Annotated in this window: 17 protein-coding genes; 12 read left to right on the forward strand and 5 right to left on the reverse strand. The window is 73.2% G+C overall.

The window, feature by feature from the left end; all coding sequences use genetic code 11:
- Nucleotides 1-229: 229 nt before the first annotated feature.
- Genes KMZ30_RS00895 through KMZ30_RS00910 form a run of 4 tightly spaced genes read left to right on the forward strand, consistent with a single transcriptional unit; the run spans nucleotide 230 to nucleotide 4313 of the window.
- Nucleotides 230-1159, forward strand: a complete 930-nt coding sequence (locus tag KMZ30_RS00895) for an ABC transporter permease (RefSeq protein ID WP_215510979.1) — start codon at nucleotides 230-232, stop codon at nucleotides 1157-1159.
- Nucleotides 1152-2072 carry an ABC transporter permease gene (locus KMZ30_RS00900; protein WP_215510980.1) on the forward strand — a complete coding sequence of 307 codons (921 nt, stop codon included), beginning with the start codon at nucleotides 1152-1154 and terminating at the stop codon, nucleotides 2070-2072. Before KMZ30_RS00895 ends, KMZ30_RS00900 begins: the two co-directional genes overlap by 8 nt.
- A gap of 8 nt (nucleotides 2073-2080) precedes the next feature.
- The gene (locus KMZ30_RS00905) at nucleotides 2081-3112 is read left to right on the forward strand and encodes an ABC transporter ATP-binding protein (RefSeq protein WP_215510981.1); all 1032 of its coding nucleotides are present in this window, start codon (nucleotides 2081-2083) and stop codon (nucleotides 3110-3112) included.
- A complete protein-coding gene (locus KMZ30_RS00910) occupies nucleotides 3105-4313 on the forward strand; it encodes an ABC transporter ATP-binding protein (protein WP_215510982.1) in 1209 nt (402 codons plus the stop codon). The genes KMZ30_RS00905 and KMZ30_RS00910 overlap by 8 nt, the downstream gene beginning before the upstream one ends.
- Before the next feature lie 39 nt (nucleotides 4314-4352).
- Here KMZ30_RS00910 and rsgA read toward each other — a convergent pair whose 3' ends face one another.
- From rsgA to KMZ30_RS00925, 3 genes are read right to left on the reverse strand one after another with little or no spacing between them, the layout of a single operon-like run.
- Nucleotides 4353-5378 (reverse strand): ribosome small subunit-dependent GTPase A, encoded by a 1026-nt coding sequence (gene rsgA / locus KMZ30_RS00915; RefSeq protein ID WP_215510983.1) that lies wholly within the window; start codon nucleotides 5376-5378, stop codon nucleotides 4353-4355.
- The gene (gene aroA / locus KMZ30_RS00920; RefSeq protein ID WP_215510984.1) at nucleotides 5378-6670 is read right to left on the reverse strand and encodes a 3-phosphoshikimate 1-carboxyvinyltransferase; all 1293 of its coding nucleotides are present in this window, start codon (nucleotides 6668-6670) and stop codon (nucleotides 5378-5380) included. The genes rsgA and aroA overlap by 1 nt, the downstream gene beginning before the upstream one ends.
- On the reverse strand, nucleotides 6657-7199 hold the full coding sequence (locus tag KMZ30_RS00925) for a DoxX family protein (RefSeq protein ID WP_215510985.1): 543 nt from the start codon (nucleotides 7197-7199) through the stop codon (nucleotides 6657-6659). Before KMZ30_RS00925 ends, aroA begins: the two co-directional genes overlap by 14 nt.
- A gap of 87 nt (nucleotides 7200-7286) precedes the next feature.
- Between KMZ30_RS00925 and KMZ30_RS00930 the strand changes: the two genes are divergently transcribed.
- From KMZ30_RS00930 to rsrA, 4 genes are all read left to right on the forward strand, one after another.
- Nucleotides 7287-8129, forward strand: a complete 843-nt coding sequence (locus KMZ30_RS00930) for an SOS response-associated peptidase (RefSeq protein ID WP_215510986.1) — start codon at nucleotides 7287-7289, stop codon at nucleotides 8127-8129.
- The gene (locus KMZ30_RS00935) at nucleotides 8126-8743 is read left to right on the forward strand and encodes an alpha/beta hydrolase family protein (RefSeq protein WP_215510987.1); all 618 of its coding nucleotides are present in this window, start codon (nucleotides 8126-8128) and stop codon (nucleotides 8741-8743) included. Before KMZ30_RS00930 ends, KMZ30_RS00935 begins: the two co-directional genes overlap by 4 nt.
- A gap of 136 nt (nucleotides 8744-8879) precedes the next feature.
- A complete protein-coding gene (locus KMZ30_RS00940; protein ID WP_036829600.1) occupies nucleotides 8880-9512 on the forward strand; it encodes a sigma-70 family RNA polymerase sigma factor in 633 nt (210 codons plus the stop codon).
- Nucleotides 9512-9787 (forward strand): mycothiol system anti-sigma-R factor, encoded by a 276-nt coding sequence (gene rsrA / locus KMZ30_RS00945; protein ID WP_215510988.1) that lies wholly within the window; start codon nucleotides 9512-9514, stop codon nucleotides 9785-9787. Before KMZ30_RS00940 ends, rsrA begins: the two co-directional genes overlap by 1 nt.
- A 64-nt stretch (nucleotides 9788-9851) precedes the next feature.
- Here the strand turns inward: rsrA and KMZ30_RS22590 are convergent, their stop codons facing one another.
- A complete protein-coding gene (locus tag KMZ30_RS22590) occupies nucleotides 9852-9926 on the reverse strand; it encodes a 50S ribosomal protein bL37 (protein ID WP_009775747.1) in 75 nt (24 codons plus the stop codon).
- A 156-nt stretch (nucleotides 9927-10082) separates the two neighbouring features.
- Between KMZ30_RS22590 and KMZ30_RS21975 the strand changes: the two genes are divergently transcribed.
- The 4 genes from KMZ30_RS21975 (at nucleotide 10083) to manA (ending at nucleotide 14026) form a co-directional block, all read left to right on the forward strand.
- Complete coding sequence (locus KMZ30_RS21975) at nucleotides 10083-10217, forward strand: hypothetical protein (RefSeq protein WP_264318872.1); 135 nt, start codon at nucleotides 10083-10085, stop codon at nucleotides 10215-10217.
- Nucleotides 10218-10284: 67 nt separating this feature from the next.
- Nucleotides 10285-11499: an HD-GYP domain-containing protein gene (locus KMZ30_RS00950; protein ID WP_215510989.1), complete on the forward strand. Its 1215-nt coding sequence runs from the start codon at nucleotides 10285-10287 to the stop codon at nucleotides 11497-11499.
- Nucleotides 11496-12821 (forward strand): HD-GYP domain-containing protein, encoded by a 1326-nt coding sequence (locus KMZ30_RS00955; protein WP_215510990.1) that lies wholly within the window; start codon nucleotides 11496-11498, stop codon nucleotides 12819-12821. The genes KMZ30_RS00950 and KMZ30_RS00955 overlap by 4 nt, the downstream gene beginning before the upstream one ends.
- Nucleotides 12822-12871: 50 nt before the next feature.
- The gene (gene manA, locus KMZ30_RS00960; RefSeq protein WP_215510991.1) at nucleotides 12872-14026 is read left to right on the forward strand and encodes a mannose-6-phosphate isomerase, class I; all 1155 of its coding nucleotides are present in this window, start codon (nucleotides 12872-12874) and stop codon (nucleotides 14024-14026) included.
- A gap of 73 nt (nucleotides 14027-14099) precedes the next feature.
- Here the strand turns inward: manA and sodN are convergent, their stop codons facing one another.
- The gene (gene sodN, locus KMZ30_RS00965) at nucleotides 14100-14495 is read right to left on the reverse strand and encodes a superoxide dismutase, Ni (protein WP_215510992.1); all 396 of its coding nucleotides are present in this window, start codon (nucleotides 14493-14495) and stop codon (nucleotides 14100-14102) included.
- Nucleotides 14496-14537 lie beyond the last annotated feature (42 nt).

Genomic DNA, 14537 nt, shown 5'->3' on the forward strand with positions numbered 1-14537 from the left:
CCACCGCCGCGGGGGGGGCCCCCCCCCCCGGCCCCCCCCCCCCCCCCCCGCGGGGGGGGGGCCCCCCCCCCCCCCCCCCCCCACGGCCGTGTCCGGGCAGAGCAGGCGGGAAAGGCCGGGTCCCCTGCTACCGATGCCCGCACGCATGGTCTAGGTTCAACCCGGTAATCCACCCCGACGCCCCTCGCCCGACCCCCGGCGACGCGTCCCGAAACCCCAAGGAGGTGACGTGGGCACCTACATCGTCCGGCGGATCCTGCAGATGATCCCCGTGATCCTGGGAGCTACGTTCCTCATCTTCGCGATGGTCTTCGCCCTACCCGGCGACCCCGTCGCGGGCAAGTGCGGTGAGCGCCCCTGCTCGGCGGCCTACCGCGCGGCCTTCATCGAGAAGTACAACCTCGACGACCCCCTGCCCGTCCAGTACGGCAAGTACGTGCTGAACCTCGCCAAGGGCGACCTGGGCACGACCGCGAGCGACACCCCGGTCGCCGACCAGCTCAAGCTGCGCGTGCCGGTCACGGCCAAGCTCGCGCTCATGGCGGTCGCGTTCGAGGCGCTGGTCGGCATCCTCGCCGGCGTGCTGACAGGCATCCGCAAGGGCGGGTTCCTCGACAACCTCGTGCTCGTCTCGACCCTCGTGCTCATCTCGATCCCGATCTTCGTCATCGGCAACGTCGCCCAGCTCTACCTCGGGGTGAAGTTCGGGCTGTTCCCGGTCACGGTGACCTCGAGCAACCCGACGTTCTACGAGCTGCTGCTGCCCGCGCTGGTCCTCGGCTCGCTGTCGGTGGCCTACGTCGCGCGCCTCATGCGGACCAACCTCGTCGAGAACCTGCGCTCGGACTACGTCCGCACCGCGATCTCCAAGGGCCTGACGAAGCGCCGGGCCTACGGCCTCCACGCGCTGCGCAACTCGCTCATCCCCGTCGTCACCTTCATCGGGTTCGACTTCGGGGCCCTCCTCGGCGGCGCCGTCGTCACCGAGGGCATCTTCAACATCCCCGGCGTCGGCGGTTACATCTTCCGCGCGATCCGGGTGCGGGACGGCGCCTCGGTCGTCGGCTCGGTGACCTTCCTCGTGATCGTCTACCTCGTCGTCAACCTGCTCGTCGACCTGTTGTACGGACTGCTCGACCCGAGGATCAGCCATGACTGAGGCCGCCGTCTCCGAAGCCCCCACGTCCACCCCCGAGGGCGGCGACTCCGCTCCCGCCCGATCGCTCGCCTCGGACGCCTGGCGCACGATGCGCAGCAACCCGCTGTTCTGGGTCTCGTCCGTGCTCATCGTGATCTTCACGCTCATGGCCGTCTTCCCCAGCCTCTTCACGAGCACGAACCCGACCGAGGCGATCCTGCGCGACGCCCGCGTGCGGCCCAACGCCGACGCCTGGTTCGGCCGCGACATCCAGGGCTACGACATCTACGCCCGCTGCATCTACGGGGCGCGCGCGTCGATCCTCGTCGGCCTCCTGACGACCGTCTTCACGACGCTCGTCGGCGGCATCGTCGGGGTCTTCGCCGGCTACGTGGGCGGCTGGACCGACACGATCCTCTCGCGGCTCGGTGACGTCTTCTTCGCCATCCCGCTGCTGCTCGGTGCGGTCATCGTCCTCGTCACGCTGCCGGCCACGGACAACTACTTCTACATCGTCCTCAAGGTCGTGCTGGCGCTCGTCGTCCTCGGCTGGCCGAGCATGGCGCGCCTCATGCGCTCCAGCGTCATCCAGGTGAAGCCGAACGACTACGTGCAGGCCGCGCGGGCCCTGGGCGCGAGCCCGTGGCGCGTCGTGCGCTCGCACATCGTCCCCAACGCCCTCGCGCCGATGATCGTCGTCGCGACGATCAACCTCGGGGCGTACATCTCGGCGGAGGCGACGCTGTCCTACCTGGGCATCGGCCTGCAGCCGCCGACCGTCTCCTGGGGCGTCGACATCAGCGCGGCGGTCGTCGGCATGCGCACCACCCCGCACATGCTGTTCTTCCCCAGCCTGTTCCTGTCCCTCACGGTCCTCGCGTTCATCATGCTCGGTGACGTGGTCCGTGACGCCCTCGACCCGAAGAACCGGTGAGCAACACGATGAGCACCGCGACCGACACCACGACCTCGGGGCACACCTACACCCCGAAGGACGGCGTCCTCCTGGAGGTCGACGACCTGTTCGTCGAGTTCCACACCCGCGACGGGGTGGCCACGGCCATCAACGGCGTCTCGTTCGAGCTGCGCCAGGGCGAGTCGCTCGCCATCCTCGGCGAGTCCGGCTCGGGCAAGTCCGTCACCGCGCAGGCGATCATGGGCATCCTCGACATGCCGCCGGCGGTCATCCCGCAGGGGCACATCCGCTACTGCGGCGAGGACCTGCTGACGATGCCGGAGGAGCAGCGGCGCAGGACCCGCGGCCCGGAGATCTCGATGATCTTCCAGGACGCGCTCTCGTCGCTCAACCCCGTCTTCCCCGTGGGCTGGCAGATCGCCGAGATGTTCCGCGTGCACCGCGGGATGAACAAGAGCGACGCGCTCGAGCAGGCCGTCCGCCTCATGGAGCGGGTGCAGATCCCGGCCGCCCGCGACCGGGTCAAGGCCTACCCGCACCAGTTCTCCGGCGGCATGCGCCAGCGCATCATGATCGCGATGGCCATCGCGCTCGACCCGGCGGTGCTCATCGCCGACGAGCCGACGACCGCCCTCGACGTCACCGTCCAGGCGCAGATCATGGCGCTCCTCGAGGAGCTGCAGGAGGAGCGCCAGATGGGGCTCATCCTCATCACCCACGACCTCGGCGTCGTCGCCGACGTCGCGGACCGGATCGCGGTCATGTACTCGGGCCGGCTCGTCGAGAAGGCCGAGGTCCTCGACCTCTACGCCTCCCCGGGGCACCCGTACACGCGCGGCCTGCTCGAGTCGATCCCGCGCCTGGACCAGAAGGGCCAGACCCTCGCGGCGATCGGCGGTCTGCCGCCGAACCTCATGAACATCCCGCCGGGGTGCCCCTTCAACCCGCGCTGCCGGATGGCGCAGGACATCTGCCGCACCGACCGTCCCGCCCTGCGCGAGGTCGCCCCCGGCCGGCTGTCCGCCTGCCACTTCGCCGAGGAGGTCATCGATGCCTGAGGTCGTCCTCAGCGCCAACAACCTGGTCAAGCACTACCCGATCAAGAAGGGTGTGCTGCGCCGCACCGTCGGCCACGTCAAGGCCGTCGACGGGGTCAGCTTCGACCTGCACAAGGGCGAGACGCTCGGCATCGTCGGTGAGTCCGGCTGTGGCAAGTCCACGCTCGGCCGGCTGCTCATGCGCCTCGAGGAGCCGACCGCCGGCACCGTGCAGTTCGAGGGCCAGGACTGGTCCGGGGCCTCGGCCCGCGAGACCCGCCGACTGCGCCGCAACATCCAGATCGTGTTCCAGGACCCGTACACCTCGCTCAACCCGCGGATGACGGTCGGCGACATCATCGGCGAGCCGCTCGAGATCCACCCCGACGTCGTCCCCAAGGGCGGTCGCCGGCAGCGGGTCCAGGAGCTGCTCGACCTCGTCGGCCTCAACCCGGAGCACATCAACCGCTACCCGCACCAGTTCTCCGGCGGTCAGCGCCAGCGCATCGGGATCGCGCGCGGCATCGCGCTCAACCCGAAGGTGCTCATCTGCGACGAGCCGGTCTCCGCGCTCGACGTGTCGGTGCAGGCGCAGGTCGTCAACCTCATGGAGAAGCTGCAGGACGAGCTCGGCCTGGCGTACGTGTTCATCGCGCACGACCTGTCCGTCGTCCGGCACATCTCGGATCGCGTCGGGGTCATGTACCTCGGCCGCATGGCCGAGCTCGGCGAGGAGGACGAGGTGTACTCGCGGCCGACGCACCCGTACACCCAGGCCCTGCTCTCGGCCGTGCCGGTGCCCGACCCGACCCTGCGGGGCAAGCGCGAGCAGATCGTCCTCGTCGGTGACGTGCCCTCGCCGGCCAACCCGCCGTCGGGCTGCCGCTTCCACACCCGGTGCTGGAAGGCGCAGGACGTCTGCAGCCAGGAGGAGCCGCAGCTGGAGATGCGCCAGGACGGCGCCGGAGGGCACCTCTCGGCGTGCCACTTCGCCGAGCCGCGCCTCGTCGTCGAGACGGTCGACGTCAGCGAGCTCGAGCCGGACGCGCGCTTCGTCAGCAGCGACACGGACGACCTCGACGACGTGGGTTCCGGTCTCGGACAGGACGACTCGCTCGCTCCGGACGACCGCTCGACGGTCGAGCGCTCGAGCGTGTCCGACCCGCGGCCGCCGGCCGACACCAGCCGCGCCGTCCAGGACACGGACGACCAGCCGCGCTGACGCGCCCGACGCGTCACCCGTGACGGCCGCCGGTGGGGATCAGTCCTCGCCGGCGGCCGTCCGCGTGCGCAGCAGCCGGCGCAGGGAGTCCAGGCGCGACGGACCGGCGGGGCCTGCGGCCCCGCTCGCCACCCAGGCGTCGAGGGCGCACTCCTCCTCGTCGTGGGTGCACCCGCGCGGGCACTCGGCCGTCCCCGGCTCGAGGTCGGGGAAGTGGTGCACGATGCGCGTCGGGTCGACGTGCGCCAGCCCGAAGGAGCGCACGCCCGGGGTGTCGACGACCCAGCCGTCGTCCTCGGGCAGGGGGAGGGCCACCGCGGAGGTGGAGGTGTGCCGGCCGCGGCCGGTGACGTCGTTGACGACGCCGACGGCGCGGAGGGCGTCGGGGACGAGCGCGTTGACGAGCGTCGACTTGCCGACGCCGGAGTGGCCGACGAGGACGCTGGTGCGCCCGCGCAGCGCCTCGAGCACGGCGCCGAGCCCGTCGATCCCGTCCCCCGTGCGCGAGGTGACGACGTGCGGCACCGACAGCGGGGCGTACTGCTCGAGGAAGGGTGCGGGGTCGGTGAGGTCGGCCTTGGTGAGGACGAGGAGGGGGTCCATCCCCGCGTCGTAGGCGGCGACGAGGCAGCGGTCGATGAGCCGCGGGCGCGGCTCGGGGTTGGTCAGGGCCGAGACGACGACGAGCTGGTCGGCGTTGGCGACGAGGACCCGCTCGACGGGGTCGGTGTCGTCGGCGGTGCGTCGCAGCAGCGTCACGCGCTCCCCGAGCCGCACGATGCGGGCCAGCGAGCCCTCGGCCCCGCTCGTGTCGCCGACGAGGTGCACCTCGTCCCCGACGACGATGCCCTTGCGGCCGAGCTCGCGGGCCCGCATGGCGACGAGGTCGTGGTGCGCGGAGCCGTCGCCGACCCGGACGCGGTAGCGGCCGCGGTCGACCCCGAGGACGCGCCCGACGACCGCGTCCTCGTGCTTGGGACGGTCCTTGGTGCGGGGCCGCGAGCCACGACGGTTGGGACGGATGCGGACGTCGGACTCGTCGTAGTCCCGGCTCGACCTGGCCATCACGCGTCCGCGGGGACCCGCTCGTCGAGCATGCGCTCCCAGAGCGTCGTGAACTCCGGCATCGTCTTGCCGACCGTCCCGACGTCCTCGATGACGATGCCCGGGACGGCGAGGCCGAGGACCGCGGCGGCCATGACCATCCGGTGGTCGGCGTAGGTGCGGAACCGGTTGCCGTGCAACGGCTTCGGGACGATGCGCAGCCCGTCCTCGGTCTCGGTGACCTCGGCGCCGACGCCGGTGAGCTCGGTCCGCAGGGCGGCGAGGCGGTCGGTCTCGTGCCCGCGGATGTGCGCGACCCCGCGGATGACGCTGGGGCCCTCGGCGAGCGCCGCGACGGCCGCCACGACGGGGGTGAGCTCGCTCGAGCCGTGCAGGTCGACGTCGACACCGAGGATGCCCCCGGTGCCCGTGACGGTGAGGCCGGAGCGGTCGAGGACGACCTCGGCGCCCATCATGTCGAGGACCTCGCGGACGAAGTCGCCGCCCTGGGTCGTGTACTGCGGCCAGCCGGGGACGGTCACCGTGCCGCCGGTCACGAGGGCGGCCGCGAGGAACTGCGCGGCGTTGGAGAGGTCCGGCTCGACCTGGACGTCGAGGGCGTTGACCTCGCTCGGCTCGACCCGCCAGGTGTCCGCGTCCCCGTCGTCGACGACGACCCCCGCGTCGCGCAGCGTCTCGACGGTCATCTCGACGTGGGGGAGGCTCGGCAGGGTGCCGCCGGCGTGGTGCACCGTGACCCCCCGGTCGTAGCGCGGCGCCGAGAGCAGCAGACCGGAGAGGAACTGCGACGAGGCCGACGCGTCGATGGTCACCTCACCGCCCCGGATCGCGCCGGTGCCGTGGACGGTGCAGGGCAGCACGCCCCGGCCGCCGTCGTCGACCTCGACACCGAGGGCGCGCAGTCCCTCGAGGACGGGCGCCATCGGGCGGTGGCGGGCTCCCTCGTCGCCGTCGAACCGGGTGGAGCCGACGGCGAGGCCGGCGAGCGGCGGGACGAACCGCATGACGTTGCCGGACAGGCCGCAGTCGACGGTGCCACCGCCGGTCAGGGCCGCGGGCGTGACGAGCCAGTCTCCGTCGTCGACGTCGTCGACACCCACGCCGAGCGTCCGCAGCGCCCCGGCCATGAGGAGGGTGTCCCGCGAGCGCAGCGGCGCCCGCAGGCGGGAGACGTCCGAGGCGAGCGCGGCGAGGACGAGGTAGCGGTTGGTGAGGGACTTGCTGCCGGGCAGGACGACGCGGGCGTCGACCGGGGACCCGGCGGTCGGAGCGGGCCAGTCAGGAGAAGGCATGCTGCGCCTGGGCCGCCTTCAGCTTCGCCTCGGTGGTGGCGGTCCGTGCGGCGTGCCGCACCTCGCGCCGGGTGGTGCGTCCGGCGCGGTGCACGCTCTCGTTCGCCAGGTGCGCGCGGTAGGCCAGCCCGGGTCGGCCCTCGGTGTCGACCGCGGCGAGGAGCAGCCCGCCGAGCAGGCCGAGGTTCTTCAGGAGGTGCACGCGCTGCTGGGCACGGGTCGCGGGGTCCTCCTCGTTCCAGTACTGGTGCGCGGCGACGGTGGTCGGGACGAGCGACGCGGCGAGGACGGCCGCCGAGAGGCGGGGCAGCCTGCCGAGGGCGAGCATCGTGCCGGCGCCGACCATGACGATGCCGTTGGCCCGCACGAGGAGCTCGGTGTCGTCGGGGAGCCCGAGGCGGGGGGCGATCTTCTCGACGACCGGTCGCGCCGTCGAGGACTTCGCCGACGGGTGCTTGAGCTGGTCGGTGCCCCCCACGACGAACATCGACGCGAGCAGGGGTCGGGCGATGCGTCGCACCAAGGACATCCGGGACCTCCGGGTCGGGGTCGCTGCTGGTCAGGACCTCCCGGCCTACCGTAGTTGCTCGGGCTGCCGCTGCGTAGCCTGAGCACCATGTGTGGGCGCTACGCGGCGACGGCGAACCCCGACGAGCTCGTGCTCGAGTTCGAGGTCGACGAGGACCGGACCGGCGAGCCGGGACGCAGCGTCCTCGTCAACCCGCAGGAGCCCCCGCCGGGGACGCCGGACCACAACATGGCGCCGACCAAGCAGGCCCCGGTCGTCCTCAGCCGGCCCCCGCGGGAGGACCGCGAGGCCGCGGCCCGGCGCCAGCTGCGCCTCCTCACGTGGGGGCTGGTGCCCAGCTGGTCCAAGGACGCCAAGGGCGGGGTCCGGATGATCAACGCCCGCGTCGAGTCCGTCGCCGAGAAGCCCGCCTTCGCCCGCGCGCTCGCCGCCCGGCGCTGCCTCGTCCCGGCGCGCGGGTGGTACGAGTGGCAGGCGTCGCCGACGGCGCTCGACGCGAAGGGGAAGCCGCGCAAGCAGCCGTTCTTCACCTCGCGCGCCGACGGCGCGAGCGTCGCGATGGCCGGCCTCTACGAGTTCTGGCGCGACCCCGCGGTCACCGACCCCGACGACCCGCTGGCCTGGCTCACGACCTTCACCGTCCTCACCGGGCCGGCGGAGCCCGGGCTGGACCGCATCCACGACCGCCAGCCGGTCGTCCTCGAGGCGGGGGAGTGGGCCCGCTGGCTCGACCCGGGCACCGGCGCCGCCGACGTGGCGGACCTGCTCGGGCCCCGGGCGCCGGGACGGTTCACCGCGTACCCGGTCTCGCGCGCCGTGAGCAGCAGCCGTGCGAACGGGCCGGGCCTGCTCGAGCCCGCTCCCGTCGCGGACCTCGTCGGCGTCGTCGACCCGACGACCGGCGAGGTCGTGGGCGGTCCGGCGGAGTGAGCGAGCGGCTGCACGAGACGGCGGCGGGGACGGCCCGCAGCACGGCGAGCGAGCCGGGCGGCGACGTCGTCGGCACCCTCGTCCTCGGTCACGGGGCCGGTGGGCTGCGCTGGACCGACGACGTCACCGCCGTGCGCGACGCCGCGCTCGGGGCCGGGTGGCGGGTGGTCCTCGTCGACCAGCCGTGGCGGGTGTCCGGCAAGCGGCTGGGACCGGGACCCGCGGTGCTCGACCCCGCGTGGGTCACCGTGCTCGGGGCCCTCGACCCCGGGCCGCTCCTCGTCGTCGGGGGTCGCAGCGCCGGGGCGCGCGTCGCCTGCCGCACGGCGTCCGAGGTGGGGGCGCGGGCGGTGCTGGCCCTCTCCTTCCCGTTGCACCCACCGGGACGCCCGGAGCGCTCCCGGGCCGACGAGCTCGTGCGGCCCGCCGCGGACGGCCTGGGGGTCCACGTCGTCCAGGGCCGCACCGACCCCTTCGGTACCCCGGCGGAGGTGCGCGCGGTCCTGCCCCCGGGCGGAACCCTCGCCGAGGTCGACGGGCCGCACTCGCTCGAGCGCTCCGCCCCGTCCGTCGCGGCCGCCGCCCTCGCCGTCCTGGCGTCGCTGAGGTCCTGACCGGGCCGGGGGTGCGGAATGACTCCGCGCCCCCCGGCGTTCTCGCCACCGTCAGCACCGTCCCCGACCGGAGGCCCCACTCGTGTTCGTCCTCGACACCTCGACCCGTCCCCGGGCCCGGATAGGCTGGGAGGCGATGAGCACCCCCCAGACACCGCTCGAGGAGACCTCGCAGGAGGTCGACCTCGCGACCGAGACCCCGCAGGAGCGGCAGGCCCGCTTCGAACGCGAGGCCATGCCCCTCATGGACCAGCTGTACGCCGCGGCCATGCGCACGACCCGCAACCCGGCCGACGCCGAGGACCTCCTCCAGGAGACCTACGCCAAGGCCTACGCCGCGTTCCACCAGTACCGTCCGGGCACCAACCTCAAGGCCTGGATGTACCGCATCCTCACCAACACCTACATCAACACCTACCGCAAGAAGCAGCGCGAGCCCCAGCAGTCCGACGCCGCCGAGGTCGAGGACTACCAGCTGGCGCGGGCGGAGTCGCACACCTCCGCCGGCCTGAAGTCCGCCGAGGCCGCGGCCCTGGAGCACCTGCCCGACACCCAGGTGACCCGGGCGCTCCAGGAGCTCCCGGAGGACTTCCGGCTCGCGGTCTACCTCGCCGACGTCGAGGGCTTCGCGTACAAGGAGATCGCCGAGATCATGGGGACCCCGATCGGCACCGTCATGTCCCGCCTGCACCGCGGGCGTCGTCAGCTGCGCGCGCTGCTCACCGGCTACGCCCGGGACCGCGGCCTCGTCGGGGCGGAGGTGGAGTGATGGGGCACCAGCACGCCGACCACCAGGGCCACGCCGACTGCTCGGAGGTCCTGCACCACATCTACGAGTACCTCGACGGCGAGATGAGCCCGGAGGACGTCAAGCGGGTGGCGACCCACCTCGCCGAGTGCCGTCCGTGCCTCGCGGAGCACGACCTCGACGCCGCGGTCAAGGCCGTCGTCAAGCGGTCCTGCGCCGAGACCGAGACGCCCGCCGCGGTGCGGATGCAGGTGCTGCAGAGGCTCACCGTCGTCCGCGTCGAGCACGAGGACTGACCCACCGCGGACGCCGAAGGGCCCGGAGTGCGATGCACTCCGGGCCCTTCGTCATCGGTCCGGCTCAGGCGTTGGGCTTGCGGCCGTGGTTGGCCTTGTTGCCCTTGCGCGAGCGGCGCTTGCGGGCGCGCTTGCTCATGGTGACTCCTCGTCCGTGGGGTGCCCAGCGCGACGACACGCGCGGGCGGATGTGTCCGTTGCGATTGTCGCACACCACCGCCCGTGAAAGAATTCCGCTGTCTCGGCCGCCCCGGAGAGCCAGGGTCGGGACATCCACCCTCTGGAAGGACACATCATGCGCACGTTCCGTTCTCTCGCCGCTGCCGCGCTGCTCGCTGCTCTCGCCACGATCACCGTCTCCGGCGCCGCCTCCGCCGCCCCTGTCGAGACGGCTCCGATCACGCACGCCAGCGGCTGGGGCTGGGGCTGATCGACCCCGCATCGGAGCGATCCCGGTGATCGGTCAGGGATCCGGGATCTCTCGGTCGGCCGCGACGATGGCGTACGTAGTCATCGTCGCGGCCTTCGCCGTCCTCGTGGGGGCGTTCGTCGTGCGTGGGTACGGGTTCCCCGACGTGCCGGCGCTCGGCGTGTTCCTGCTCCTCGCGCTGCTGCACATCGTCCTCCCGGACGCCGTCGTCGAGACGCAGACGCGCGTGTCGCTGGCGAGCGTCGTCCAGCTGGCCGGCCTGCCGATCGTCGGTCCGGCCGGCGCGTCCGTGGTCGGCGCCGTGCTCGGGGTGTCGCTCGGGCGGGGACTGCCCTGGAACAAGCGGCTGTTCAACGCCGCGCAGTTCTCCCTGGCCGCCAGCCTCGGCGGTCTCGTCTACCTGTGGGCAGGCGGGACCCTGCTGCCCGAGCTGCTCGCAGGCCCCACGGAGCTCGTCGAGGGGCTCGCGCTCCCGCTGTTCGTGGCCGACGTCGCCCAGGCCGTCGTCAACCTCGTGGCGCTCGCCGCGGTCGTCCGCATCTCGACCGGCATCCCGATGCGTCACCAGATGTTGCTCGTGCTGCGTGGGACCGGCCTCGCGTACGTCGGCTACGGCGTCATCGCGCTCACGATGGTGGTCCTCTGGCGGCCGGCGGACCTCGGGCCCACGGCCGCCGTCATCGTCCTCGCCCCGCTGGTCGTCGCCCAGTGGGCCTACCGGCAGCACGCGGAGGAGCTCCGCGGGCAGCAACGCGCCCTCGAGGTGCTCGTCGCGGCGGTCGAGGCCAAGGCGCCCCGTCTCGCCGGCCACAGCGCGAGGGTCGCGGAGCTGAGCGGCCGGATGGCCGAGCAGCTGGGGCTCAGCCCGCAGCAGGTGGCCGACACGCGGGTCGCCGGCATGCTGCACGACGTCGGCCAGACGAGCCTGCCCACACCCCTGGTCCGCGCCCTCGACCTCACCGACCCGGCCGCCTCCCGTGACTACCCGGCCAGGAGCGCGGCCATCCTCGGGGACCTCGACTTCCTCCGCGGCGCCATCGACCCGATCCTCCGGCACCAGGAGGGGATGTCCGTCGGCTCCGGGACGTCGCTGCCGGCCCGCATCGTCGGGCTGGCGGACGCCTACGACCTGCTGACCCAGGTCGGGGACGCCCTCGGGAGGGTGCACGCCCCCACCCGAGCCGAGGCGTTGCTGGCGGAGCGGGCCGGGAACGACCCCGCCATCGCCCGGGCCCTGCACGTCGCCCTCACCCGCCCCTCGGAGCCGGGCCCGCGCCGGTGACACCACTGTTCCGCCGGCCCGGCCGGATGCTGACGACCCTCGTCCTGGTGACGGGGGCGCTCGTCGTGCTCTCCGGCATCCTCGGCTCGGGCTGGGCCCTCCCCACCCTGCTGTCCACCCATCGCGACACCTTCCTCGTCTTCGTGGCTCTCGTGGCCGCGGGGGAGCTCGCCCGCACCCGGATGCCGAGCGGCCGCGAGTCGGCGCCGTTGTCGGCGGCCACCGCGATGGCCGTGGTCTTCGTCGGGCCGATCGCCGGGGAGCCGCCGCTCGACATCCCCAGCGGCCTCGTGGTGCTCGTCGTCACGACCGGTCTCGGTCTCGCGGTGGTCGTCCGCCGGGTGCGGCACCATCCGGCGGGTGTCAGCGCGCTCGCGGCCCGCGTCGTCGGGGTCTGGGCCGCGGCCGTCCTCGCGCGGGACTGGGGGCAGCCGACCCTGTGGGCGATGCAGTCCGAGGCGTCCGTCCCGCGCGCGTCCGTGGCCGTGGGCATGGCGCTCGTGGCGGCGGCCGGGCTCGTGCTCGAGTCCGTGCTCGTCGCCGGCATCCGGTCCGAGCGACAGCGGACCCCGTGGTCGGCGGCCGTGCGCGACGAGCTCGGCGAGGTCGCCCCGCTGACGGCCGCGGTCGTCGTCACCGGCCCCATGGTCGCCCTCATGGCTCCCGAGCTCGGTCTCCTCGCCCTGCCGGTCGCCCTCGTCCCGCTCGCGATGGCCTACGCGGCCGTGCAGCAGTACGCACGCAACCGGGCCACGAACCGGCAGCTCATCGCGACGTTGTCGCACCTCACCGAGCACGGTGGCTACACCCCGGTCCACCACGCCGAGCGCGTGGCGCAGGTGTCCGTGCGGATCGGGCGGGTCCTCGGCCTGTCGGAGCGGACGCTGCGCGACCTGGAGTACGCGGCCCTGCTGCACGACCTCGGCCAGATCTCGCTGCTCGACCCGATCCCGGACGGCGCCACCGTGCTCGCGGCGCCCGCCGACCAGCGCTCGATCGCCCTCGAGGGAGGTCGCATCATCCGCCGCGCCGAGATCTTCGAGGACGTCGCCGACTACGTGGAGGGCCAGACCATCCCCTACCGGATGGTCCGCGAGCTGGGGGAGGACGTCCCGATGGCGAGCCGGATCATCAAGTGCGCCAACGCCTACGACGACCTGACCGGAGGGTCCTCGGACCCGGCGCTCGTCGACGCGGCGATGGAACGGATCCACCTCGGCCTCGGCTACGAGTACGACCCGGACGTCGTGGACGCCCTGACCCGCATCGTCGAGGACGGGGCCGTGGGCCGGGTCGGCGAGCGTCGGGCGGGCGCCCGGTAGAGTCGAGCGACCCCCGCCGCCGGACCGGCAGCCTCGACCCGAAGGACCCCGTGGACCGTCTCACCCCTGTCGTCTTCAACGACGCGTGGGGCTCCCACGTGGCCATCGCGAGCCTCCAGGGCCGCTCGATCCCCACGGCCCTGCCCGAGTCCGAGCTGTGGATGGGCGCCCACGAGAGCGGGCCCGCCGGCACCGACCGCCCGGGCGGCCCGGACCTCGCGGCCGTCGTCGCCGCCGACCCGGTCTTCGAGCTCGGCGCCGCGTGCGTCGAGCGCCACGGCGAGCGGCTCCCGTTCCTCCTCAAGGTCCTCGCTCCCGGACGGGCCATCTCGATCCAGGTCCACCCGAGCGCCGAGCAGGCCGGCGAGCTGCGGGCGCTGACCGGCGACAGCGTCTACGTCGACGACTCGGCCAAGCCGGAGCTCCTCCTCGCCGTCGCCCCCTTCGAGGTGTTCGTCGGGATGCGCGCGCCCGAGGAGGTCTCCGAGATCGCCCGGCGGCTCGCCGTCCCCGCCTTCTCCCGGGCCGTGGAGGCGGCGGGGGGCGCGGACGACCCGTGCCACGCGGTGCTGGCGAACGTCCTCGCCACCCCGCCGGTCGAGGTGCCATCGCTGACGCGTGAGGTCGTCGCGGCGTGCCTGCGGATGTCCGAGGGCGAGGACGAGATCGCCGGCGCGGCCGCCGCCGTCGTCGCCCGCGCGGAGGAGCACCCCGACGACATCGGGCTCGTCGTCCTGCTCCTCATGCACCACCGCGTCCTGCGGCCGGGGGAGTACATCGACGTCGCCGCCGGGGTGCTGCACTCGTACGTCCACGGGCTCGGCATCGAGGTCCTCGCCAACTCGGACAACGTGGTGCGGGCGGGGCTGACCTCGAAGGAGGTCAACGTCCCGGAGCTGCTGCGGATCGTCGACCCGGCGGCCGACGGCGTCGCGGGTCGCGGGGTGCGGCTGGCCGACGGCGTCGAGGTGTACCCCGGGGCGTCCGACCGCTTCCTCCTGCACCGCGTGCAGCCCGGGCGACGACTGCCGGGGGAGGCGGGACCGCGGCTCGTCTTCTGCCTGCGCGGGCGGGTGACCCTGCGCTCGGCGAGCGGTGAGGTGGCGCTGGCGGACACCGGCTCCGCCTTCCTGCCCGACCACGAGGGTCCGGTCGACCTCGAGGGCTCCGGCGAGGTCTACGTCGTCACCGTCCCCGGCCTCTGAGCCGGGCACCCTCGGACACGACGACGGCGGGCGCCCCCGAGGGGACGCCCGCCGTCGGACTCGAGCCGGTGGCTCAGGCCTTCTTGGTCTCGGCGAAGATCGTCGCGATCTCGTCGATCTTGGCGAGCAGCTCGTCGGCCTTCGCCGCGTCGAGCTCGCCCTTGGTGCCCGAGGCGCCCGCGAGCTTCGTGGCCTCGTTGAAGAGGGTGTGCAGCTGCGGGTACTTCTCGAAGTGCGGGGGCTTGAAGTAGTCGGTCCACAGCACCCAGAGGTGGTGCTTGACGAGCTCCGAGCGCTGCTCCTTGATGAGGATGGCGCGGGTGCGGAAGTCGGGGTCGTCGTTGTCGGCGACCTTGGCGATGATCGCCTTGATCGACTCCGCCTCGATGCGGGCCTGGGCGGGGTCGTAGACACCGCACGGCAGGTCGCAGTGGGCCGAGACCTCGGTGACGCGGAACAGGGACAGCATGTGGGTCACTCCTACTCAGATGGGGGGACGCGCGGTCGTCCT

Origin of the sequence: Phycicoccus mangrovi, assembly GCF_018729305.1 — a bacterium.
Lineage (GTDB): Bacteria > Actinomycetota > Actinomycetes > Actinomycetales > Dermatophilaceae > Phycicoccus > Phycicoccus jejuensis.